This is a genomic window from Marinobacter salinexigens (assembly GCF_008370345.1).
Taxonomy (GTDB): domain Bacteria; phylum Pseudomonadota; class Gammaproteobacteria; order Pseudomonadales; family Oleiphilaceae; genus Marinobacter; species Marinobacter salinexigens.
In genome coordinates, this window is the sequence record NZ_VTUU01000014.1 from 1 (window position 1) to 20,156 (window position 20,156).

At 57.5% G+C, this 20,156-nt stretch carries 20 protein-coding genes; 4 read left to right on the top strand and 16 right to left on the bottom strand.

The features are described from left to right. Window positions 1-215: 215 nt before the first annotated feature. Complete coding sequence (locus FWJ25_RS20490) at window positions 216-1,115, bottom strand: rubredoxin (RefSeq protein ID WP_438616575.1); 900 nt, start codon at window positions 1,113-1,115, stop codon at window positions 216-218. Then, window positions 1,112-2,317: an amidohydrolase/deacetylase family metallohydrolase gene (locus tag FWJ25_RS17910; protein WP_149601637.1), complete on the bottom strand. Its 1,206-nt coding sequence runs from the start codon at window positions 2,315-2,317 to the stop codon at window positions 1,112-1,114. The genes FWJ25_RS20490 and FWJ25_RS17910 overlap by 4 nt, the downstream gene beginning before the upstream one ends. A 375-nt stretch (window positions 2,318-2,692) precedes the next feature. Here FWJ25_RS17910 and FWJ25_RS17915 point away from each other — a divergent pair, with 375 nt between their 5' ends. Continuing rightward, window positions 2,693-4,039 (top strand): amidohydrolase family protein, encoded by a 1,347-nt coding sequence (locus FWJ25_RS17915; protein ID WP_149601638.1) that lies wholly within the window; start codon window positions 2,693-2,695, stop codon window positions 4,037-4,039. A gap of 25 nt (window positions 4,040-4,064) precedes the next feature. Then, window positions 4,065-5,012 carry an isopenicillin N synthase family dioxygenase gene (locus FWJ25_RS17920; RefSeq protein WP_149601639.1) on the top strand — a complete coding sequence of 316 codons (948 nt, stop codon included), beginning with the start codon at window positions 4,065-4,067 and terminating at the stop codon, window positions 5,010-5,012. Here FWJ25_RS17920 and hpxZ read toward each other — a convergent pair whose 3' ends face one another. From hpxZ to FWJ25_RS17955, 7 genes are read right to left on the bottom strand one after another with little or no spacing between them, the layout of a single operon-like run. Then, the gene (gene hpxZ / locus FWJ25_RS17925; protein WP_438616576.1) at window positions 5,013-5,396 is read right to left on the bottom strand and encodes an oxalurate catabolism protein HpxZ; all 384 of its coding nucleotides are present in this window, start codon (window positions 5,394-5,396) and stop codon (window positions 5,013-5,015) included. A 40-nt stretch (window positions 5,397-5,436) separates the two neighbouring features. Then, on the bottom strand, window positions 5,437-6,123 hold the full coding sequence (biuH, locus tag FWJ25_RS17930; RefSeq protein WP_149601641.1) for a biuret amidohydrolase: 687 nt from the start codon (window positions 6,121-6,123) through the stop codon (window positions 5,437-5,439). A gap of 6 nt (window positions 6,124-6,129) precedes the next feature. Beyond that, the gene (locus FWJ25_RS17935; RefSeq protein ID WP_149601706.1) at window positions 6,130-6,828 is read right to left on the bottom strand and encodes a cysteine hydrolase family protein; all 699 of its coding nucleotides are present in this window, start codon (window positions 6,826-6,828) and stop codon (window positions 6,130-6,132) included. Window positions 6,829-6,845: 17 nt separating this feature from the next. Further along, window positions 6,846-7,907 carry a BMP family ABC transporter substrate-binding protein gene (locus tag FWJ25_RS17940; RefSeq protein WP_188093663.1) on the bottom strand — a complete coding sequence of 354 codons (1,062 nt, stop codon included), beginning with the start codon at window positions 7,905-7,907 and terminating at the stop codon, window positions 6,846-6,848. A gap of 33 nt (window positions 7,908-7,940) precedes the next feature. After that, a complete protein-coding gene (locus tag FWJ25_RS17945; RefSeq protein ID WP_149601643.1) occupies window positions 7,941-8,873 on the bottom strand; it encodes an ABC transporter permease in 933 nt (310 codons plus the stop codon). Between the two features lie 32 nt (window positions 8,874-8,905). Further along, window positions 8,906-9,964, bottom strand: a complete 1,059-nt coding sequence (locus tag FWJ25_RS17950) for an ABC transporter permease (RefSeq protein ID WP_149601644.1) — start codon at window positions 9,962-9,964, stop codon at window positions 8,906-8,908. Next, window positions 9,961-11,523, bottom strand: a complete 1,563-nt coding sequence (locus FWJ25_RS17955) for an ABC transporter ATP-binding protein (protein ID WP_188093664.1) — start codon at window positions 11,521-11,523, stop codon at window positions 9,961-9,963. Before FWJ25_RS17955 ends, FWJ25_RS17950 begins: the two co-directional genes overlap by 4 nt. Before the next feature lie 276 nt (window positions 11,524-11,799). Between FWJ25_RS17955 and FWJ25_RS17960 the strand changes: the two genes are divergently transcribed. Both FWJ25_RS17960 and FWJ25_RS17965 read left to right on the top strand, forming a co-directional pair. Beyond that, a complete protein-coding gene (locus FWJ25_RS17960) occupies window positions 11,800-12,498 on the top strand; it encodes a GntR family transcriptional regulator (RefSeq protein ID WP_149601646.1) in 699 nt (232 codons plus the stop codon). Window positions 12,499-12,567: 69 nt separating this feature from the next. Beyond that, window positions 12,568-13,563, top strand: a complete 996-nt coding sequence (locus FWJ25_RS17965; RefSeq protein ID WP_149601647.1) for a formamidase — start codon at window positions 12,568-12,570, stop codon at window positions 13,561-13,563. A 68-nt stretch (window positions 13,564-13,631) separates the two neighbouring features. Here the strand turns inward: FWJ25_RS17965 and FWJ25_RS17970 are convergent, their stop codons facing one another. The 7 genes from FWJ25_RS17970 to FWJ25_RS18000 are packed head-to-tail and all read right to left on the bottom strand — an operon-like array spanning window position 13,632 to window position 20,155. Next, entirely contained in the window at window positions 13,632-14,291 is a 660-nt protein-coding gene (locus FWJ25_RS17970; RefSeq protein ID WP_149601648.1) for an isochorismatase family protein, read from the bottom strand. 12 nt (window positions 14,292-14,303) lie between these two features. Next, window positions 14,304-15,074, bottom strand: coding sequence for an SDR family NAD(P)-dependent oxidoreductase (locus FWJ25_RS17975; protein ID WP_223163268.1), 771 nt, complete (start codon window positions 15,072-15,074; stop codon window positions 14,304-14,306). Between the two features lie 43 nt (window positions 15,075-15,117). Beyond that, the gene (locus FWJ25_RS17980; protein ID WP_149601650.1) at window positions 15,118-16,044 is read right to left on the bottom strand and encodes an ABC transporter permease; all 927 of its coding nucleotides are present in this window, start codon (window positions 16,042-16,044) and stop codon (window positions 15,118-15,120) included. Between the two features lie 2 nt (window positions 16,045-16,046). Further along, entirely contained in the window at window positions 16,047-17,138 is a 1,092-nt protein-coding gene (locus FWJ25_RS17985; RefSeq protein ID WP_149601651.1) for an ABC transporter permease, read from the bottom strand. Then, on the bottom strand, window positions 17,131-18,651 hold the full coding sequence (locus tag FWJ25_RS17990) for an ABC transporter ATP-binding protein (protein ID WP_149601652.1): 1,521 nt from the start codon (window positions 18,649-18,651) through the stop codon (window positions 17,131-17,133). The genes FWJ25_RS17985 and FWJ25_RS17990 overlap by 8 nt, the downstream gene beginning before the upstream one ends. Next, the gene (locus FWJ25_RS17995; RefSeq protein WP_149601653.1) at window positions 18,648-19,736 is read right to left on the bottom strand and encodes a BMP family ABC transporter substrate-binding protein; all 1,089 of its coding nucleotides are present in this window, start codon (window positions 19,734-19,736) and stop codon (window positions 18,648-18,650) included. Before FWJ25_RS17995 ends, FWJ25_RS17990 begins: the two co-directional genes overlap by 4 nt. 32 nt (window positions 19,737-19,768) lie before the next feature. Next, window positions 19,769-20,155 (bottom strand): VOC family protein, encoded by a 387-nt coding sequence (locus FWJ25_RS18000; protein ID WP_149601654.1) that lies wholly within the window; start codon window positions 20,153-20,155, stop codon window positions 19,769-19,771. Between the last annotated feature and the right edge of the window lies 1 nt (window position 20,156).

The following is a 20,156-nucleotide window of genomic DNA, read 5'->3' on the forward strand; positions in this document are numbered from 1 at the left end:
GTAGGTCATCTCGCCCTTTTCAACCTGACCTACCACCGCCAATTTAAAGGCCAGCGAATAATCCCGCTGACTCCTGCGCCTCTTCGTATTCATAACACCCTCCATAATCTTCAGTCGGAAGGTGTAAACCTTATTCAGGACGGGTCAGAGAACAGAAAAAGGCCGGGTGACGTTTGTCACCCGGCCTTTTTTGTCAGTCAGTTTTTCGAGTGGGGTCAGACCGACAACAGCACAAAGTCATCCTTGGTTACCAGACATTCCGGGCAGACCCAGTCATCCGGGATATCCTCGAACGGCGTACCGGGGGCAATGCCGGAATCCGGGTCGCCGACGTTTTCATCGTAGATCCAGCCACAGACCTGGCAAACCCACTGTGGCGTCTTGCCCTGTTCCTGATTGCTCTCAGGGGAGGGGGCGGAGGTTGCGTCATTGGCCGCCGCCTGACTCCGGATAGTTTCCAGCCGGCGTTCAAACGCAAGCCGCCCCTTCTGTTCCAGTTCGAAAGCTTTCATGACTCTCTCTCTGACACGGTCCTGGCGATCCTGGGTGGTGGCATACCGGTGTACGGCCATGCGGCCCAGTGAAATGTGGAACTTCTCGTCTGGAATGATTTTGTCCAGAACTGCCCGGGTGCTATCCGGGATACGGGGCAGCAAACCGTCAAAGGCGTTTACCGCACCGAGTTCGCCCGTGATGTTGTGGGCAGCGACCCGTTCCAGAGTATCCTCGCCGTTGGCGTAGAATTCACTGACCCAGGCCACCCATTCCGGTTCCGGAGTCCAGCCTTCCATGGATGTGCCCAGGGATTTCAGGTGAGACAGAATCAGCTTGTAGTGCTTGCCTTCATCGGCCACCTGCTGGCACAGGCCGACAAACACATCGGATTCCGGCGTGTCTTTCAGCCATGAGCCGATGAAGCCGGCTGCTTCCTGCTCATACCAGCACTGGAATTTCAGCCATTCAATTAACTCCGCCTGGTCCAGGGGCTCGTAGCCACCGAAGCTCTGTTCTGCTTCGGAGAGATGATCCCTTTGCTTTTCCAGGGCTTTTACCAGGCCGTCGTAGAACGCTTTCGGATCTTCTGCAGATTGCTGACTGGCTGCGGCGGTGCTCATACAGCCTCCTTCATGTCAACCTGACGAGCTTTCTGATCGTGGACCGCATCGTGCCATTCACCTGCACGGAGGCATCCGACCGCACGCAGACGGCGGGAGGCGGTAATTTGCTCATGGCCATCGGAGAGCAGGCACGGGCCTTCTTCAATATCGAGTACGGTGACTTCAGCCGAGCGGCCTGCGTCCAGAGTTCCGTATTCCTGCTCGCGGTTAATGGCTTTGGCCGCATTGATGGTGTTCATGGCAATGACCTGGTCCAGCGGAACATCGAGGGCCCAGAGTTTTGACATGGTGGTAGACAGTGAATAGACAGGGCCATCCACATTGAACACGTTGAGGTCAGTGGAAATGGTGTTGGGCATATAGCCGCGTTCGATCAGGCGGCGAGCGGTGCGGAAATGGAAATCACCGGCTGAATGCCCGATGTCCATCAGTACACCTCGATCATAAGCGTCTGTGAAGGCCTTCGTAGGTTCACCGGTAGCATCCAGCTGGCCGCCGCCACCCCGGCAGGCGTGAGTGATGATGTCACCCTTACGCAACTGATAGAGCAGCTTCTCGGTATCCAGAACTGGTGTGTGCGGGAATGAACCCAGGTGGATCATGATGGGCAGATCCGGCGCGATCTGGTGCGCAGCTTCGAGGAACGGCGAATGATCGGGGTCATCGGTAATCGTTGGGCGAACCTTGAAGCCGACAATCACGTCCCGGTTCGCATCTACCACCTCTTTTGCAGCTTCGATGTCGATATTGCGCTCGTCATCAGCGATCCGCAGGTAATGGCAGATAAAGGTCTTATTGGCGAGGTAGATCTGTGAAGGATCCATCAGCGCGAAGATTTTGGTCTTGGTGTCGGGATGGTCGATGATGGCCTTGCGGGCCAGCCCGAAAATCGTGGTGCTGGTGGTGCCGGCATCGACAATAACCGGTACCCCGGAATCAACACCCATGAGATCGGTGGCGAGGCAGAAATCCCCAAGACCGGTAAAGCAGTGGGTGTGGATATCGATCAGGCCGGGGGTGACGACTTTGCCTGAAACGTCTTTTACCGTGGCGTCCTGGTATTTCGCGCCGGCCCCGGGGCCGACTTCCACAATGGTGTCGCCTTTGGTGACTACGTCAGCGATGTCGTCGAAGTTGTTGGCAGGGTCGATCACCCGGCCGCCTTTGAGTACGAGAATCCCGTCTTCAGCGGAAGGCATAGCATTCCTCCAGAAATCATTCAGGAGAACCGTACGCCAATACGGCGTTATGACAGAGGAATGTCATCTTGACTCAGGAGTCTGATCCAGGAGGTTCTCTTGGCCCGGAAATTCCCTGTGGGATGTTTAGCAGGATGTATGCCATCGAATGTCCAGATCCTGCAAAACGGGTATCTGACGTCAAATTGATGAACGGATGGTCAGAAAATCTGTTTTATTGTGGTGCATATTGAGCGCCTGCGTTTCTCTTCGGTGCATGGTCTATCTGTGAGAGGCCTTTGAAACTGCGCGAGAGGGCCTGTAGCGCGAAGTACTCCATGGCATAAGCCTTGCTTTTCAAAGTTGATCAAATGGTCAGAAAAATATGGAAAGCCTATGCCAGCATTCGCATTACGACACGCGGTGATTTTTACGGTCGACCCGGAGAACCGGGTGATCGCTGACGGCACCCTGGTGGTGGAAGACGGCATCATTACCTGGCTGGGCGACGCCCGGGAAGTTGTTATCCCCGAGGGCTGTGAAGTCATCGATGCACAAGGCCAGGCGTTGCTGCCAGGACTCGTTGATTGCCACTCTCATTCGAGCCTGATGCGAGGCGTTACCGAGAACATGCCGTTAATGGATTGGTTGCCCTGGTATCAACTGGAGCATCGTGCCATGACGGAAGCGTTTGCCTATCACTCTGCCCGATTGTGTTATCTGGAAGCGCTGCAGTCTGGCACCACCTGTGTGATGGATATGTTCCGCTTTATGGATCGCTGTGCTGAGGCAGCGGGTGACCTGGGCCTCAGGGTACAGCTGGCGCCGTATGTGGCAGACAAGCCCGGAAAGGATTTCTTCTCCACCCGGGAGGAAAACCGGAAGCTGATTCATAGCCACCATGAGACACAGAATGGTCGCATTCGTGTGTGGATGGGGCTGGAACACCTGTTCTACTGCACCGCTGATGCCTATCGTGAAGCGGCGCAGATGAGTCGGGAATACGGAGTGGGTATCCATACCCACTGCAGCGAGCAGAAGGAAGAAGAGCAGGCGGTACAGGCTGAAATGGGGCACCGGTCCCTGGCGATGCTGGATCATTATGGCATCCTCGGAGAGCGAACGCTGTTGGCTCACTGTGTATGGCTCAACGATGAAGAGATAGCGCGGGTCGCGGACACAGGCACCAGCATTGCGCATTGCCCGGTCAGTAACGCCAAACTGGCCAGCGGTGTTGCCAGGGTTCCCGAGATGCTGGCTGCCGGAGTCACGGTTGGATTGGGCACTGACGGACCGGTCTGTAATAACAGCCTGAGTATGTTCGAGGAAATGAAGTTTGCGTCTTTGATCCAGAAGGCGACTCGCCTTGATGCCACGGCACTTCCGGCGGATCAGATTTTGCGGATGGCCACCATTAACGGTGCGAAGGCATTGGGGCTGGACAGCGAGATCGGTTCGCTGGAGGTCGGCAAGAAAGCCGATCTTCTGCTGCTTGACCTCGAACGGTCCAATCTTGCCCCCGTTGCTGTCAATGAACAGGGCGGCAACCTGTTGTGGAACCTGGTTTTCGCGGCGAGCCCTGCCAATGTGAACAGCGTCTGGGTGGACGGGCGGAGGCTGATCCAGGAGGGGGCTCCGACACTGGTCAATGAACAAGTTGTTGTCGCGGATGCGCAACGACAGGGGCTGGCACTGCATGAAGCGTGCAGGAAACTGGCCCATACCCGAACTTCAATGGTCTGATAACGAGAATAGTCAGGAGAACGCGATGTCCTCATTACCCATTATTTCACTGGCCGGCTTGCGCAGTGACGATCCGGCTCAACGTCAGGCTACCGCAGCTGAGTTGGGCCGGGCCTGTCGAGAAGTTGGCTTTTTCTATGTGACCGATCATGGCATCCCGGATGCCATATGCAAGGATGCGTTTGCCCTGGCCCAGGAGCTCTTCGGGCTGCCAGGTGAAGACAAGGAAGCGCTTTCGATTAAACGTTCCCCTCACAACCGGGGGTACGTGGCTATGGCCGATGAGAAGCTGAATCCGGAGTCCGGGGCCGACATGAAGGAAGCCTTCAATATCGGCACGGACTTCCCCGAAGACCATCCCGATGTGCTGGCTGGAAAGCCTTTCAGGGGCGTTAACTTCTGGCCGTCGATCGAGGGCTGGCGGAGGCGGGCTCTGGACTACTTCGACCATTGTGTCGAGCTCGGCCGAACCATTCATCGCGGGTTCAGCCTTGATCTGGGGCTGGAGGAAGGCTTTTTCAGTCAGCACCTGACCCAGCCTATCGCCACCCTGCGCATGCTTCGATACCCCCCAAGCGCCGATACCATCGAACGTGAGGATGGCGGAGCAGGTGCCCATACCGACTACGGTAACGTGACAATCCTTGCGACCGATGAAGTCGCGGGGCTGGAAGTATTGAACCGGCAGGGAGAATGGATTCAGGCACCGCATGTACCGGGCGCGTTTGTGTGCAATATCGGTGATTGTCTGATGCGCTGGAGCAATGACACCTACGTATCGACGCCACACCGGGTACGCCCACCGGAGCAAGAGCGTTACTCCATTGCGTTCTTCCTGGAAGTGAATCCGGATTCGATCGTAGATCCACGGGACGTGGTGCCCAGCGAAACGCCAAAATACCAGCCGATTACCTGCGCTGATTACCTGGCGTCACGGCTGGATGCTACTTACGATCACCGTCAGCCGGAATGATCAGGAAGCTGTCCGCATAATGCTGACGTGGGCAGCTACAACCTTCCAGCCGTCAGGGAATTGAACCCAGGTTTGCATTTGTCGACCTATGTTATGGGTTTCGCCATCTCGGAACTGGGTACTGACGGTGGCGAACTCGTCGTTAAACGTGGTCACAACTGTGCCGTGGAGCAAACGCCCCGGGCCGACCGGTCTGCATTGCCTGCGGTATGCTGCGATAGCTTCGGCGCCGTAGAGGTTTTCTGCTACGCCGAAACGTACCGTGAACTCGGATGTCCAGAAATATCCATCCAGAACATCAAGATCATTCTTGAGAAGTGCCTTTTCATAAGCGTCGAAAACTTCCTGAACACGTGCGACCGTGTCAGGGCGGTTGATAGCGATATCATTCATTGCGTGACTCCGTGGATAGGAAACTCATGGGTCAAAGAGACTCGAGACGCTGTATAAGGCTCTCGGAATTGGTTACCGCACCAAATACGCCCCCCTGCATCTGGATCATCTTGATAGCGTGGTCATGGTTGGCCTGGTCCGTTGCGCCACAGCAGTCCTCTACAAGTACGCACTCGAACCCGCGATCGTTGGCATCACGCATCGTTGTGTGGACACAGACATCCGTGGTAATCCCGGTTAACACCAGGTTCTGGATGCCACGGGTCTTGAGGATCAACTCCAGGTCTGTTGCATAGAAGGAGCCCTTGCCGGGCTTGTCGATGATCGGCTCTCCTTCCAGTGGGGCCAGTTCCGGGATGATTTCCCAGCCCGGTTCGCCTCGCACCAGAATACGTCCGCATGGCCCGGGGTCTCCGATGCCCGCTCCGATTTGCTGAGAACGCCAACGCTTGTTGGCTGGCAGATCGCTGAGGTCAGGACGATGGCCCTCACGAGTGTGGATTACGGGCATGCCGAGAGCGCGAAAGCGGGCAAGTAACTTGCCGATGGGATCAATAGGCGCTCGTGTCAGGGACAGGTCGTACCCCATGGCATCGACATAGCCCCCTTTACCGCAGAAGTCTGTCTGCATGTCGATAATGACGAGTGCTGTGTTCTGGGGGGTGAGGTTATTGTCCCAGGGCCAGCTGTAGGGACGGGAATTCAGAGTGTTAGTCATGGCGGGTTACTCCTGGTGTGCCGGAAGATTGGCCAGGGCTGAAAGTAGCTGGTCTGAGGTCGCTGTAGCCCCGAACAGTCCGCCCTGCATCTCGGTCATGGTGAAAATGGCGTCCCGGTGACGGGTCTCTGTGGCGGCGGTGCAGTCCCGAAGAATGAGTGTTTCCAGCCCTCGGTCGTTGGCGTCTCGAATGGTGGTGTGCACGCAGACGTCGGTTGTCAGGCCGGCGACAATCAGGTGGGTAACGCCTCTCAGTCTCAGGATATGGTCAAGGTCTGTGGCATAGAAGGCGCCTTTACCGGGTTTGTCGATGATGATTTCACCGGGGGCCGGGGCAAGTTCCGGGATGATTTCCCAGCCGGGTTCCCCGCGTACCAGTATCCGCCCCAAGGGGCCGGCATTCCCGATGCCGGGGCACACCTGCTCGCTGCGCCACTGTTTGTTGGCCGGAAGGTCTGCCAGTTCCGGTCGGTGCCCCTCGCGGGTATGGATGACGAGCGCATCCGGTAACGCCCGGAATGCTGCCAGCACGCGCTGGATCGGCTCTATCGTTGCGCGGGCAGCACTCAGGTCGACCCCCTGAGAGTCGATATAGCCTCCGGGAGAACAGAAGTCCCGCTGCATATCGATGATCATCAAGGCCAGCCGCTGCGGTGCCACGGGTGCGATGCACGGCCAGGCATAAGGCCGTGCATCGGGAACCATCACGGTGTTGGGCGTGATCACTTAAGGCGACCTTTAACGCCTTTAACCAGGAAATCCATCTTCTCGGTTTCTTCCAGGCTCATGACATCGCCTTCTGCCACCAGCTCTGTACCATCCTGGCTAAAAATCGGGCCAGCCCACACCTGGAATTCCTCGTTCATGATGGACGCCTGGCGATCCAGAACTTCCTGCTGGCTTTCCTCGCTCACGGCGCTGCCGAAATCACTGAGCTTGGCCGCGCCGGTCAGCAGGTCTCCACGCAGATGTTCTGATTTCCAGGTTCCGTCCTTGGCGGACTTGACGATACCTTCCATCATCGGTCCCCAATTCCAGATAGCGCCGACCAGCCACCCTTTTGGCGCGAACTGGCTCGCATCCGCATGATAGCCGACCGAGTAGACACCACGACGCTCTGCGACTTGCACGTAGTTGATGGGCGAATCAACGTGACCGGTCAAGACGTCGGCGCCATCGCTGATCAGGGCTTCAGCCGCCTCGGCTTCCTTTGTGGGATCCGACCAGCTGGAGGTCCAGATGACCGAGGTCGTAACGTCCGGGTTCACACTCTGTGCGCCGCGGGTAAAGGCATTGATGTTGCGGAGAACCTGTGGAATCGGATGCGCGGCGATAAAGCCCAGTTGGTTGGTCTTGGTGGTCAGTCCGGCAGCAACACCGGCCAGGTACATGGCCTGATCAATCTCGGCGAAGTAGGTCATCAGGTTGTCAGAGGTCTTGAGCCCGCCGGAGTGAGCAAAGTGTACCTCGGGGTACTTCTCGGCCACTTTCAGGGCGTGGTCCAGGTACCCGTAGCTGGTGGGGAACACGACTTCAACGCCGGAACGTACCATGCGTTCCATCACGCGTTGGACATCGGCATTCTCCGGAATGTTCTCAAAATAGACGGTTTCCACGTCATCCATGTGTTCTTCCAGATACAAGCGGCCCTGGTCCTGGGCATAGTTGTAACCGTAATCTGTTTTAGGGCCGACGTAGATAAAGCCGACCTTGGTTTCAGCGGCAGCCTGGACGCTCATGGCAAGGATGGATGAGGCCAGTAGTGTGCGGATTGTTTTCTTCATTCTCATTCTCCGTTTCATGGATATTTCATTCGGTTATCGTGCGCTTTGGAAAACCACCTTGAGTCCCGCTGGCATGCCGCCACCACTGGCGCGCAGGCCCCGATAGCTGAGGATCAGAACGCTCAGGGGGATGAGGTAGGGAAGGGTCGCAAGCAGATAAGGGGAGATATCAACGCCCCAGGATTGCAGTTTCAGGTTGAGGGCTTCCGATGCTCCGAACAGCAGGGCCGCAGGCAGGGCGTACCAGGGATTCCAGCGGGCAACGATGACCAGGCCGACCGCAACAAGGCCACGGCCTGCGGTCATGCCCTCAACCCAGTTGGCGGTGTAATCCACTGCGAGTGCTGCGCCAGCGAACCCCGACATCAGTCCACCGAAGGCGATCGCTGCCAGTTGGTAAGGCGCCGGGTTGTGTCCCAGGTTACGGGTAATGTCGAGGGATTCGCCGGTAGAGCGCCAGCGCAGGCCGGTGCGGGTACGAAACAGGAAAACAGAAATGACCGGGATCGCCAGTAGCGTGATCAGTACCGTTGGCGTGATTGGCCCCAGGAACTGACCGAGCAGTGGGATGTCGCTGACAAAGGTATGGTTCAGGTTGCCGAGGGTGTCGATTTTGTCGCCGACAAAGGGAATGCCGTAATAGGCGCTGAGTCCACCGCCGAGAATCAGTACGGCCACACCACTGGCAATCTGGTTGGCGCCACAGCCGAGTACGAGGACCGCATGCACCATCGACAGAGCGATGCCTGCGGCACAGGCTGCCAACACGCCGAGCCAGGGATCGCCGGTTATTGATGCCACGGCAAAGCCGGTCATCGCGCCCAGAAGCATCTGACCTTCCACGCCAAGGTTGATCACCCCGCTGCGCTGGGTCATCGACTCGCCAAGTACGACGGCCAATACCGGTGTTGCGCTGCGCAGGGCGGCAAACAGCAGAGTAAGGAGTTCGGTGATAAACGATTCCATAAAGTGTCCTTCACATTGCTATCTGGTGGTGTTCAGGCTGCTCGACGCCTGGCCCAAAGGCTGGAGACGGCCAGAACGGTAATGAACAGGAGTGCCTGCAGGATGTCGGCACTGGCTTTGGGAAGTTGCGCGTACAGTTGCAGGGAATCCGCCGATGCAAGCAGTCCGCCCATCAATACAGACAGCGGGATGATGCGAAGGAAGTTCTGGCCAGCCAGCCAGGCCACCAGAAACCCGGTCATGCCGTAGCCACTGGCAAGGCCGTCCTGAAGGCGGTTCTGGATAACCGAGGCCTCGGCAATACCGGCCAGTCCGGCCAGAAGGCCGCCCACTGCCATGACAATCAGTACGTTGCGTTCGTAAGAGATGCCTGCGGTGGTGCCGACTCGCGGATTGCTGCGGCTGACCTGCAACCCCAGCCCCCAGCGGCTGCGGGTGACCAGGATATGCAGCACGATGGCGGCCACAACGCCAAAAATCAGCCCCATATGAACCCGGGTATCAAAGAACTGCGGCAGGATGGCGCCTTCAGGGAACTCTATGGTGGCAGGCCATCCCAGGGAGTTGGGGTTTTTCCAGGGCCCATGGACTACAAAACTCACAAGCAGGACGCCTACGTAATTCAGCAGCAGGGTGGAGATAGTTTCGTTGACGCCAAGTCGGGTTTTAAGCAGGCCGGGTATCACACCCCACAGTGCACCACCTGCCATAGCGCCGGTGAGCATGAGTGGCATGAGCAGCCAGCCGGGCTGTTCAACAGCAGCGAGCACCGCACCTGTTCCGAACAGAGCGCCGAGATAAAGCTGGCCTTCTCCACCGACACTGATCAACCCCAGTCGGGCTGGCAGCGCGACGGCCAGGGCGGTCAGAAGAATGGGGGCAGTCTTTACCAGCGTCTCGCTGAAGGAATAGCCATCACCAAACGCTCCCATGACCATTTCGTGGAACAGTGACAATGCTTCACGGCCATTGATGGCGAAGAAAATCAGCGCAGCGGCCACAAAGGTGGCCGCCATGACGAGGACCGCACCGGCGGGGCCTGCCAGAAGCCGTAGTCCAAACTTCAAGACTGGTGAGGTGGAGCTTGTCATGATGCAGTCCTCGGGTGGGCTTCAGCAGGTGTCGGGATATGCTCTGTTGTGGTTTTTTTCTCGCCGGTCATGGCGCGGCCAATGTCCAGCCTGTTGGAGGTCTTGGGATCGAACAAACCGGAAACTTGGCCACCCTGCAAGACAGCGATGCGGTGGGCATAGGCCATCAAGTCATCCAGGTCTTCGGATATCCAGAGTACGGCCGCTCCGTCGCGGGCCTTGGCGAAGAGAGCCTGGTAGATGTCGTGGGCGGCGCCGGCATCCAGTCCCATTGTCGGGTAGGCCGCCACGATCAAATCCGGGCGCCCATGGAGTTCCCGTCCTACCACGAGTTTCTGCAAGTTGCCCCCGGATAGTTGCCCAGCCAGTAATGCCGGGTTGTCAGGCCGTACCTGATAGCGATGGATGATGTTCAGGGTCAGTGTTTCCTCCGGTTCCCAGGCAGGAAAGAAGCTCAGTTGCCGGAAATGGGACAGGGCGACGTTGGTGGTCAGGGACAGGTCGCCAGCGACTGCGTTCACGGCTGGCTGCTCGGGAATATAGGCTATACGTTCAGAGGTTTTAGGTGCCTGGCTGGCCGAGTGCAGGGTGATTCCGTCGAGGATGACTTCGCCGCGGGTGAGGCTGGCAAGCCCAACGAGTGCGTCTGCGAGCAGCAGTTGTCCATTGCCGGACACGCCGGCAATGCCGAGGATTTCACCGGCGCCAATGTTGAGGTTGATATCGTCAATGGACTGCACGCCCTGATGGGCATGCAGGTTACGAATGAGGACTCGCGGGGGCCTGCCAGTAACCTCCGGGAGCGGCGTTGTGTCTATCTCCGAACGCCGGTTGCTGTCTCCCATCATCAGGCTGACCAGAGAGGCCTCGTTATAATCCTCACGGGAAAGTGTTTTGATCAGGCGGCCTGAGCGCATGACCACCACCCGGTGGGCGCAGGCCATGACGTCCTGCATCTTGTGGGTGATCAGGACAATGCTGCGGCCAGCATCCGATAGCTTGCGGATCAGTCCCCACAGCCGTTCTGCCTCCTGGGGTGGCAGCACAGACGTGGGCTCATCGAGAATCAATACCTTGGCGTCCAGGTTCAGGACTTTGACCAGTTCCAGCAGTTGTCTCTGGCCGACCGACAGGTCCCGCACCAGCGTGTTCGGGTCCAGGCCCGGAGCGAGTTCCTCCAGGTAGGCGAGTACTTTGCGTTGAGGGGCACCTGCGCCAAAGAGTCGCCGAAAGGTCCAGAATGGCGGTTTGGGGTAAGCCAGTAAAAGATTGTCCAGCACGGAAAGTGCCGGAATCAGGTTGAACTGCTGGAACACCATGCCAATCCCAAGCGACATGGCTTTCTGTGGGGAATCAATCAGGGTCTCATGACCGTTGATGATGATGCTCCCCTCGTCTGGTGGGTACAGGCCGAACAACATCTTCATCAGCGTGCTTTTGCCGGCACCGTTCTCCCCGAGTAGTGCAATCACTTCGCCCTGACGAATGTCCAGGGAGATGCCATCGTTGGCAGTGACTTCACCGAACCGCTTGGTGATGTTGTAGAGCTGGATCTCCATGAATGAGCCTTGGACCTGAAAAGTTTGTTGTATACAACCTGCATGGATCATGCCACGTGGCATGATGGGCGTTGTCGGCTGTGCAAGTAGGGTTTAGCCAGGCTTTTATTTGATAAAGTTAAGTAAAATCATGGAATTGCTGCTCTATATTGGTGCCGGAATATTGTACTTGCTCCAACGTTGGGCGCATTGTGCCGGGAGAGCGTTCTGCTTTTTGATTGAAATAGAGCGAACCTTGATCAATGATGTATGCAACAGGATCGTAGGGAGTGAACGATGACTGAATCACCCAGGAAGTGGACAGCAGACCGCATCTACCAGAACCTGCGCCAAGGGATCATGAATCTGGAACTGTATCCCGGCAGTCGGGTTACCGAAACAGAGCTGGCACAACGTTTCGGGGTCAGTCGAACGCCGGTTCGAGAGGCTTTGCAACGCCTGGCGGTGGAGGGGTACCTCACCATCCGGCCCAAGCACGGCTGCTACATTCGCCAACTCGATGTATTTGAGCTGGCTGAGTACTACGACGTACGGGTAGGGCTGGAGCTGGAAAGTGTTGCCCTGATGGGGAAGCGTATTCCCTACCGGGAGGTTGCCGAACTGGCAGAGGACTGGGACCCCGGGCGAGCGGGCTACGGTTTAGAAGGAACAGAGTCGTTCAAGGATGCCGAAGAATCTTTTCACATCCGACTGGCAGGCCTGTGTGGTAATCCGGTTCTTGTCCAGTACCTGAAGGACGTCAATAACCATATCCGGATTGTGCGGCGCCTGGGGTTGCCGGACAGGGACAGTGTGCTGAAAACCTATCACGAGCATTACGATATCTGTCAGCGTATCCTCGCCAATGACCTGGACGGGGCTGCCACGTTGTTGCGTGCCCATATCCACGAAAGTCAGGCAAAAAGCCGTGAGGTGACCCTCGTTCAATTGGAAAGGCGTCGCCAGGCCCTGGATCAGGGTTCCGGCGCCGGCTAATCCACCGCTGGCATGCTTCCTGCTGCATGGCTTACGTCATTGTGCCCTTGCAACAGGAGATGAAACAGAATGAGTGGATTAGGTGGTTTGAACAAATCGCCCAACGGCGTTGTGATCGGACTGGTCCAGCTGCAACTGCCGGATGTGGCAACACCGGAACAATTGCAGGCCCAGACCCGGAAGGTATGCGAACTGCTGGGTAAGGCCCGCCGTCAGTCTCCGGTGATGGATCTGGTGGTATTTCCTGAATATTGTCTGCACGGCCTGTCGATGAACATTGATCCGGCCATTATGTGTGACCGGGATGGTCCGGAAATGGAAGCGTTCCGAGACGCCTGCCGGGAACATGATATCTGGGGCTGCTTTTCGATTATGGAGTTCAACCCCAAGGGCAATCCCTATAACACCGGGGTCATCATTGATAACACGGGTGAAGTGCGCCTTTTCTATCGCAAACTGCATCCATGGGTGCCGGTAGAACCCTGGGAGCCGGGTAACCTGGGTATTCCTGTCTGTGACGGCCCCAATGGCAGCCGGCTGGCACTGGCTATCTGTCACGACGGTATGTTTCCGGAAGTCGCGCGTGAATGTGCGTACAAAGGTGCCAACATCATGCTCCGGACCGCGGGTTATACCGCCCCCATCCGTCATGCCTGGAAAATCACCAATCAGGCCAATGCGTTCTGCAATTTGATGGTGACGGCTAACGTCTGCCTTGCAGGTTCTGACGGAACCTTCAACTCCATGGGCGAAGGCATGGTGGTTAATTTTGATGGTGAGCCGATGGTCGAAGGAAGTGGCTTTGCGGATGAAATCATAACAGCAGAGGTACGTCCGGATTTAGTGGATGAGGCGCGGATCCACTGGGGGGTAGAGAACAATATTTACCAACTTGGGCACCGTGGGTATGTCGCCGTCAAAGGTGGGGCGAATGATTGCCCTTATACGTTCATGCAGGACATGGTTCGCGGTGAATACCGCTTGCCATGGGATGGTGATGTGGCCGTAGTCGATGGTCGTGGATTTGGCTTTGAGCCATCCGAACGAGGCTACGAGCCAAAATAGGACAGGTGAGCTCTGACCCCGGAAGGGTTGACCCTTCCGGGTATGTCTGCCGTTCGAGCGGCGGTGGTTCAGATAGTCTGCGATCCGTTGGGGGATGACCTCAATCGGGCAAGAACATCTTCAGTGTTTGCAACTTCCCCGAATTCATAAGCAAAGGTCGTGAGTGCGACCTTCTGCACTTCTTCTGCCGATACCTCCCCGAAGCCCAGGTCCGGGTAGGGCATGGCAGCATTGGCGTCACTGACGGCAATGACCTTGTATTCCCGGTGCACGGCGTCGCGAATGGTGGTGTCGCAGCAGACGTTGGTGACGGTACCGCAGACGATCAGGGTATCCACATCCTTTGAACGCAGAACGGTGTCCAGGTCGGTGTAGTGGAACCCGCTGTAGAACAACTTGTCCACCACCACGTCACCGGTTTTCGGCGCCAGTTCGTCGATCACTTCTACCATAGGGTTGGCACGGGCAAGGACCTGGTCCACATCCGGGTACATGTCACGCATGCGGCCGGTGTCACTGCCGTCTCCCCGAACGATATGCCGGAGGTAGATTACCGGCACGCCAGAGCTCCTGCAGGCTTCGGCCAGCTCGCTGATCCGTGGCGTAACGTCTTTGGTGGAGGGGACATACAGATCCCCCTCCGGATCACAGAACACCTTTTGCATATCCACGATCACAAGCGCCGTGCGGCTCCGGTGTATAGGCCATTGGTGTTTCAGCTTGGGCATGACGGGGCTTCCTTATTCAGGTGATGGTTCCCGGAAGATGGCATAGGGCCCCCAGGCCTGACGCACAGGTACCATCTCTATCCGGTTGATATTGATGTGATCCGGCAGGTTGGCGATGTGAGCAATCTGTTCGGCCACGTCGACAGCAGACAGAGGCACAGTGCCTTTATAGACTGCATCCGCTGCGGCCTGATCGCCACTGTTACGAACGACTGAAAACTCGGTTTCCGCAATGCCCGGTGCCAGATCTGTCACCCGTACTCCGGTGCCCATCAGGTCGCTTCTGAGGTTGTAGGAAAACTGTTTGATAAAGGCCTTGCTGGCACCGTAGACATGGCTGCCCGGGTAGGGCCATTCCCCGGCTGTGGAGCCGATGTTGATAATGTTCGCGCCTGCGCCCGTTTCAATAAGGCGTGGGAGCAGTGCGTGGGTGACGTTCACCACACCGGTAATGTTGGTATTAATCATGGTGTGCAGGTCTGCCAGTGCCACGTTCTGCATGGCAGCTGGTGCCAGGGCCAGTCCGGCATTGTTCACCAGGGTATGCACCTGACGGAACTCCGGTGGCAGGCAGGCGATTGCGTCTGCCACTGCGGTGGCATCCTGAACATCGAGTTTCAGGGGATGAACCGGCACCAGCGCACCCAGTTCATTGGCGAGGGCAAACAGCCGTTCCTCGCGGCGGCCGGTAATGATCAGGGACCAGCCGTCGCGGGCGAAGCGACGGGCGGTGGCGGCACCGAAGCCGGATGTGGCTCCGGTGATAAACAGGGTCTTGCTCAAAATACTCTCCTGTTACGGATAAAGGGTTCTTGAAAGCGTCAGGTCAGGTGCGTTCTTCCCGGATAAAGGGCGTGCCGAGTGCACCGGGCTGGCTGCTGCTATCGCGCTTGGAGATAGCGACCCAGATCATCACTCCAAGGGTGATGGCGTATGGTGCCATGAACACAAAGTACTGGGGCAGCTTGATACCAGACGCCGCCAGTTGCGGGATCAACGCCTCGATGCAACCGAACAGGATGGCGCCAGCGAGCGCTTTCCAGGGGGACCAGCGGGCAAAAATGACCAGGGCAACAGCAATCCAGCCCCGGCCGGCAGTCATGTTGGAAATCCAGAGTTTGGTACTCAGCACGGCGATGAAGGCCCCGGCAAGCCCGATCAGCGCGGAGCCGATCACAATGGCTGCAAGCCGGTAACCCAGGACCGGAATACCGGCTGCGTCGGCCGCCTGGGGGTTCTCACCAACGGCTCTCATGCGCAAACCGGAGGTGGTGCGATTCAGTGCCCATACGGAGATCAGGAAAATCACCGGAACCAGGTAAACCACAACGTTCTGGATGAAGAAGCGCCCGACATAAGGCAACTCAGACAGCGGCCACAGAGCAATGGCTTCTAACCCGGGCACAGGCTGGTTGGTCCAGCCCATCAGTGTGCCGGTGAGCGTTGTCAGTCCCTGACAAAAGAAAACCAGCACCAGTCCCGAAATAACCTGATTGATGCGCATAACCAGAACCATCAGCGCAAACAGCAGTGAAACCACACCGGCCGCGACCATGGCCATAACCAGCGCAACGGCGGTCTGTTCAAAGGTCAGATAAGCACCGATACCGCATACTGCGCCCACCAGCATCAAACCCTCGGCTCCGAGGGCCAGCACGCCTGATTTCTCCGTAATGATCAGCCCGAGGGCCGCCAGAGCAAAGGGCACTGCAAACTCGGGGGTGTTACCCAGCCAGCTTGAAATCAGATCCATGGTCATTCCCCTCCCTGAACTCGGCGAATACGGTGGCGGATAAAGAAATCAGACGAGGCGACGCAGATCACCAGTACGGCCTGGATCAACTGAACCATGGCAAATGGGATCTGGTAGAACACCTGAAGGCTGCGGCCCGCGACGAACAGAGTGGCAATCAGCAAGGCTGCGCAGGTGGCGGCGATGGGGTTGTTGCGGGCGAGGAAGGCAATAAGAATCCCGGAAAAGCCGTACCCGACATAAAACGAATGGGTGAGCCTGCCTTCCTGTCCGGCGGCCACCATCAGGCCCGCGAGTCCTGCCAGAGCACCTGAAAAGAGCACGGCGAGCAGGATTGTTTTTGCCACCGGAACGCCGACGGAACGGGCGACCTGCGGGCTTTTGTCCACAAACCGAAGGTAAAGTCCGGCGCGGGAAATGTTGATGAACCAGAGGACGACCAAGGCAATCACAATGGCGATGGGAATCGACATACTCAAGCCATCGCCAAACTCTGGCAGCAGTTCAAAACTCTCGTATTTGGGCGAGTACGGGAAGGCATCCTTGGGGTCTTTCCAGGCACCGTACATCAGGTGTAGCAGGAAGTTGATGGCTATGTAATTAAGCATCAGGGTGGACACGATTTCGTTCACCTGAAGCTTCAGTCTCAACAGAACCGGTGCGATTGCCCACAACAGACCGCAGGCCATGGCCGCCGCCATCATCAGGGGCAGGCGTATGGCCGGGCTGCCAATGTCCCACATAGTGATGGCCGTGGCGCCGATGGCGCCGAAAATCATCTGGCCTTCGAGTCCCAGATTCCAGAATTTCGCCCGGAACGCGAGGCAACCTGCCAGGCCGACCATAATCAGGGGCGATGCCTGGAACAGGACAGACTGAAGGCTCTGGGCATCAAACAGCGTCAGGATCACGAATTCATTCAGCAGTTCCCCTGCCGGTACGCCGGCGACCACCAGAATGGTGCCGGAAACCAGAAGGCCAAGAATGAGGGAGCCTGCGATGATCAGGGCCTGCCAGTACCAGGCCATCTGCTGGCGGACTTCCAGCGCATACCTGCGGTTCATCAGGGGTCTTCGTAATGCAAATTCAGACATGGTTCACCATTGCTTGGCCAATGGCCTGACGATCGGCAGGCTGTGAAAATTCGGCCACAATGCGACCGGCGGACATCACGCCGATCCGGTCCGCCATGGCCATGACTTCGTCCAGGTCCTCGCTGATCAACAGAACGGCTGCGCCGTCGTCCCGTGCGGCGCGCAGGCGGTCGCGCACAGCTTCGGTGGCTTTGACATCCAGCCCCCGGCTGGGACTGTGAGCGAGGACGAGTTTGGGAGGGTGGTTGAATTCCCGGGAAATGACGAGTTTCTGGGCATTGCCGCCAGAGAGCAGGGCGGCTTTCTGCTTGAGGGAACGAACCCCCTGCACGTCAAACTGTTTGACCGCTTCCGCAGCATCCGCTTCGATGGCCCGGGTTTTTAGGTACCAGAACGGGCCGTAGCGACCGGAATGAATGTCGCCCAGGGCAAAGTTGTCAGCGATGGACAGGGGGCCTGCAAGTGCAGCTCCATAACGGTCGGCGGGGATGGCGGCGACGCCGATACTCCGGCGCCGGGCTGCGTCGAATTCCGAAAGGTCTCCTTCACCGATGAGTTCCATCTGACCTTCCACGGCTTCGGGAATACCCATCAGGGCATTGGCCAGTTCGCTCTGGCCATTACCGCCAACACCGGCTATGCCATAGATTTCGCCTTTGTTCAGAGTCAGGTCCAGCCCGTTGAGGGCCCTGTGGCTACCGGTGCTGGTGAGTCCTTTGACCTGAAGGTAGGCCTCGCCGGGCGTCCTTTCGGCCGGTTGATCAGAGGTTCCTGTACCTGATTCACCGACGGTCAGCCTGACCAGTTCGTCCACCGAGACAGAGTCTGGTTTAACGGTTTTTACAGTCTGGCCGGAACGCATGATGGTGACCTGGTCCGCATAGCGCAGAACATCGTTCATCTTGTGGGTCACGAGGATCACAGCGGCGCCTTCGCGGGCAAAGCCCTGCACGGTGGTGAGCAGGCGTTCAGCTTCTTCTTCGGTCAGTACGGCGGTTGGCTCATCCAGAATCAGGATCCTGGCACCGGCCAACAGCACTTTCAGGATTTCCACACGCTGCTGTTCTGCGATGGAAAGCTGGTCAATACGGGCATCGGGATCGATCTCGAACCCGATACGCTTTGCCATTGCACGGATATCCTCAGATACCCGGCGCAGGCGTTCCCGGTAAAGCCCGCTGGACTGGATATGCCCCAGGTTCAGCAGGATGTTTTCGGCAACGGTAAAGGGCGTTACCAGCTTGAAATGCTGGTGAACCATGCCGATGCCGAGTTTTGCAGCCTCTTTCGGCCCTTTGAGTTTTACCGGGTTATCGTTAATGAACAGCGATCCGCCTTCGGGGCCATAGAGGCCGGCCACGATGTTCATCAGGGACGACTTCCCGGCTCCGTTTTCACCGAGCAGGGCATGCACTTCTCCCCACCTGGCGGTGAAATCAGCGTCAGAAAGAGCCTTGAAACCGTCGAAGGTCTTGCTGACACCGTTCAGCTGGATCGCGTTCTGTTTACTCATTGCTGGGTAATCACTCCGTCAACAAACCAGTCCATCTGCCAGAGATCGCCGTCGGATACGACTTCTCCCGCTTCAGCATGGACGTTGCCGTTCTGGTCTTTCAGAGGGCCGGCATAGACTTTCAGCTCGCCTTTGAGCAGCTTGTCACGGGCGGCCATGATTTTGGCTTCTTCTTCCTTGTCGATGTTCGGGCCACAGCAGGCGATGTCGGTACCACCCTGTTCCATAGACAGCAGTGCACCGTGGGGCTCAGGCACCCAGTTGCCGGCAATGATCTTTTCCAGTTCGTTTTTCAGGAAGCGATCCCAGACCCAGACAGAGGAGCACACCGTTGCCTTGGGAGCGAATTCGCGGAAGTCCCGGTGATGGCCGGTGCCGTATACGCCGTTTTCCTGGGCAACCAGTTGCGGGGTCGGGGTGTCTACGTGCTGACCGATGACGTCAGCACCCTGATCAATAAGTGCCTTGGTGGCTGAGCGTTCCTTGGTGGGGTCGTTCCAGGCGCCGGTGTAAACCACCGTCACGGTGGCATCCGGATTCATTTCACGGGCACCCATGGCGTAGGCGTTGATGGTCCAGTTCACCTGGCCGAACGGGTTGGCAGCGACAAAGCCCAGTTTCCCTGTTTCAGACGCAGCGCCTGCCGCCATACCGCACAGATACTGGCTTTCATAGGTGCGGCCATAGTAGGACAGCAGGTTGGGGCCGTTGGTGGTGCCGGAACCATTCAGGAAAGCGACGTCAGGGTAATCCTCAGACAGCGATTTGAAGGTATCGGAATAGCCGAACGCGGTACCGATAATGATGTTGGTGCCGCGTTTGATGAAGCGCTCAACCGCCGGGCGTATAGCCGATGCGGATTCGGGCACGCTTTCAACGTACTGGATTTTCATATCCAGTTCTTTTTCCAGACGCTGGCGGGCTTCTTCGAAGGCCTGGGTCCAGCCGCCGTCGTTGGTCGGCGAGATGTAAAGCATGGCAATTTTCGGCTCGCCCTTGAGGGTAAAGCCCTCTGCGTGGGCGGTGGTCGTCAGGCCAACTAAACCGGCCAGTGCAAAGCAGGCACTGAGTATGAGTTTTTTCATCTTGGTACTTCCTTTGGTTGGGTGAGGCGGTTTTACATCATGTGATTGATTCGGAAGACATTGCCTTCGGGGTCCAGGAGCACGGCCTGGTACCAGTTGTAATAGGTTGTGTAGGGCTCCTTGATGAGCGTTGCACCCGAGGCCAGGGCCTTGGGCACGTATTCATCCACTTCCTCTTTGCTGTCCACGTCGATGTTCAGCAGGAACTTGCAGCCTTTGGTGTCCGAGTAGTCGTCGAGTTTGAGTAGTTCGTAGGCGTCCAGGGCGTTAAAGCCAATGCAGGAGCGTCCGGTATCCAGCCCCCGGAAAATGGGGGAACGGATTTCCGGAATTTCCTTGAACCCGAACAGGTCGCGGTAGAAAACACTCAGCGCTTCGATGTCCTCTGCGAACACATTGACGTAGGAAAGCGTGCTCATA

Excerpts from the sequence above, each read along its gene's own strand:
- FWJ25_RS20490 (WP_438616575.1), bottom strand. The coding sequence starts at position 1,115 with ATGAGCACCGCCGCAGCCAGTCAGCAATCTGCAGAAGATCCGAAAGCG.
- FWJ25_RS17910 (WP_149601637.1), bottom strand. The coding sequence starts at position 2,317 with ATGCCTTCCGCTGAAGACGGGATTCTCGTACTCAAAGGCGGCCGGGTG.
- FWJ25_RS17915 (WP_149601638.1), top strand. The coding sequence starts at position 2,693 with ATGCCAGCATTCGCATTACGACACGCGGTGATTTTTACGGTCGACCCG.
- FWJ25_RS17920 (WP_149601639.1), top strand. The coding sequence starts at position 4,065 with ATGTCCTCATTACCCATTATTTCACTGGCCGGCTTGCGCAGTGACGAT.
- biuH (WP_149601641.1), bottom strand. The coding sequence starts at position 6,123 with ATGACTAACACTCTGAATTCCCGTCCCTACAGCTGGCCCTGGGACAAT.
- FWJ25_RS17935 (WP_149601706.1), bottom strand. The coding sequence starts at position 6,828 with ATGGTTCCCGATGCACGGCCTTATGCCTGGCCGTGCATCGCACCCGTG.
- FWJ25_RS17940 (WP_188093663.1), bottom strand. The coding sequence starts at position 7,907 with ATGAAGAAAACAATCCGCACACTACTGGCCTCATCCATCCTTGCCATG.
- FWJ25_RS17945 (WP_149601643.1), bottom strand. The coding sequence starts at position 8,873 with ATGGAATCGTTTATCACCGAACTCCTTACTCTGCTGTTTGCCGCCCTG.
- FWJ25_RS17950 (WP_149601644.1), bottom strand. The coding sequence starts at position 9,964 with ATGACAAGCTCCACCTCACCAGTCTTGAAGTTTGGACTACGGCTTCTG.
- FWJ25_RS17955 (WP_188093664.1), bottom strand. The coding sequence starts at position 11,523 with ATGGAGATCCAGCTCTACAACATCACCAAGCGGTTCGGTGAAGTCACT.
- FWJ25_RS17960 (WP_149601646.1), top strand. The coding sequence starts at position 11,800 with ATGACTGAATCACCCAGGAAGTGGACAGCAGACCGCATCTACCAGAAC.
- FWJ25_RS17965 (WP_149601647.1), top strand. The coding sequence starts at position 12,568 with ATGAGTGGATTAGGTGGTTTGAACAAATCGCCCAACGGCGTTGTGATC.
- FWJ25_RS17970 (WP_149601648.1), bottom strand. The coding sequence starts at position 14,291 with ATGCCCAAGCTGAAACACCAATGGCCTATACACCGGAGCCGCACGGCG.
- FWJ25_RS17980 (WP_149601650.1), bottom strand. The coding sequence starts at position 16,044 with ATGGATCTGATTTCAAGCTGGCTGGGTAACACCCCCGAGTTTGCAGTG.
- FWJ25_RS17985 (WP_149601651.1), bottom strand. The coding sequence starts at position 17,138 with ATGTCTGAATTTGCATTACGAAGACCCCTGATGAACCGCAGGTATGCG.
- FWJ25_RS17990 (WP_149601652.1), bottom strand. The coding sequence starts at position 18,651 with ATGAGTAAACAGAACGCGATCCAGCTGAACGGTGTCAGCAAGACCTTC.
- FWJ25_RS17995 (WP_149601653.1), bottom strand. The coding sequence starts at position 19,736 with ATGAAAAAACTCATACTCAGTGCCTGCTTTGCACTGGCCGGTTTAGTT.
- FWJ25_RS18000 (WP_149601654.1), bottom strand. The coding sequence starts at position 20,155 with ATGAGCACGCTTTCCTACGTCAATGTGTTCGCAGAGGACATCGAAGCG.